General features: G+C 48.6%; 3 protein-coding genes. All 3 read right to left on the bottom strand.

Annotated elements, in window-relative coordinates; genetic code table 11:
• Positions 1–341: class I tRNA ligase family protein (locus QUA45_RS27080; protein WP_333222909.1), on the bottom strand; the 341-nt coding region annotated here is incomplete at its 3' end.
• A 261-nt stretch (positions 342–602) separates the two neighbouring features.
• Positions 603–767 (bottom strand): hypothetical protein, encoded by a 165-nt coding sequence (locus QUA45_RS27085; RefSeq protein WP_333222911.1) that lies wholly within the window; start codon positions 765–767, stop codon positions 603–605.
• Between the two features lie 164 nt (positions 768–931).
• A complete protein-coding gene (locus QUA45_RS27090) occupies positions 932–1,309 on the bottom strand; it encodes an Npun_F0494 family protein (RefSeq protein ID WP_333222913.1) in 378 nt (125 codons plus the stop codon).
• Positions 1,310–1,324 lie beyond the last annotated feature (15 nt).

Here is a 1,324-nt window from a genome sequence, read left to right on the forward strand (position 1 = left end):
TCCGATTTCATGTTCTGCAATACTTTAAGTTCGATCGGCAATCCATGACAATCCCAACCGGGCACGTAGCGGACTTTTTTGCCGCGCAGCATTTGGTAGCGGTTGATAAAGTCTTTAAGGATTTTGTTGAGGGCGTGGCCGATGTGGAGTTGTCCGTTGGCGTAGGGGGGCCCGTCGTGCAGGATGAACAAATCGCCTGGGTTATTTTCCGAAAGGCGATCGTAGATTTCTTGATCGGTCCAAAATTGTTGCAATTCTGGTTCCCGTTTGACGGCGTTGGCGCGCATATCAAACTTGGTTTTGGGCAGGTTTACCGTGTCTTTGTAAGATTTAGCTTCCATTTTTGACAAACTTTTTATGTAGTTAGTTGTTAGTAGTTAGCGGTTATTTGAGAGATGATATCAAGTCCGGTTAAATAATCATAATTAAGTTTGTACTGATAACTTTAGTTTTCTCTCGTCCTTGAAGTGCTGACAACCAGATATTCTAGTATAGGCGATCGACCGCACATTAGATCGAACCAAATCCGTAGAGAGATCTCTTCTCTTCCTCTGCGCCCTCTGCGCCCTCTGCGGTTAAATCATTCACAAATCGAGGTGGCGCTACTCAGTCAGCCAACTGAACATTTCACCGACGGTGAGATTGAAGGATTCGGCAAACGTTGGAACAGGGATGCGATCGCCCGGTTCTTCAAAAAATGCTATGGTGCGATCGCGGTCTAACTCGTTTGACGGCGAGTCCGACAGGGATTGAAATCCCTGTCTCATAGCGCAAGTCCTCTGCAAGAGGACTGAGGACGGTTGATTAACGTGCATTGCGAAACTCAACATCGAGTTAAATTGAGACTTGCAGTCGGTTTTAACCGACTTTTGCTATGAGACAGGGAATTCATTCCCTGTCGGACTGTCGGACTAGGACAAGCAATAAACGCTTAAAGAAACAGTCCCAACCCGCGGCTAACGGCATTTCCCATACGATCGCACAATGACGCCGCCGGCACTCCCTGTCCTTCCTGTTCCCATTTTTCCACGAGTTGGCGGCCTAGGGGCGTGAGGCGAAAACTGTCGGTAATCCCTTGTCCGTCTACTTCCCGTCGCAACACGCCGACTTGGATCAGCCAAAGTAGCGAGTTTTCGGCTACGAGTTCGGATACGGGCGATCGAGTGTAGCCGCTTTCGACACCCGTGTTTGAGGCGATCGCAGTTAGGAAAACGCTGTTATCGCGGATTGTCTGGAAGAAGTGTAATTGAAAAGGGCTGCACCGGACGGCGCGATCGGCTCTTTTGACAGTGCGATCGGGATAACTAATAGATTTAAACGCTTC

Origin of the sequence: Microcoleus sp. Pol12A5, from assembly GCF_036701435.1 — a bacterium.
In the GTDB taxonomy this organism is placed as follows: domain Bacteria; phylum Cyanobacteriota; class Cyanobacteriia; order Cyanobacteriales; family Microcoleaceae; genus Microcoleus.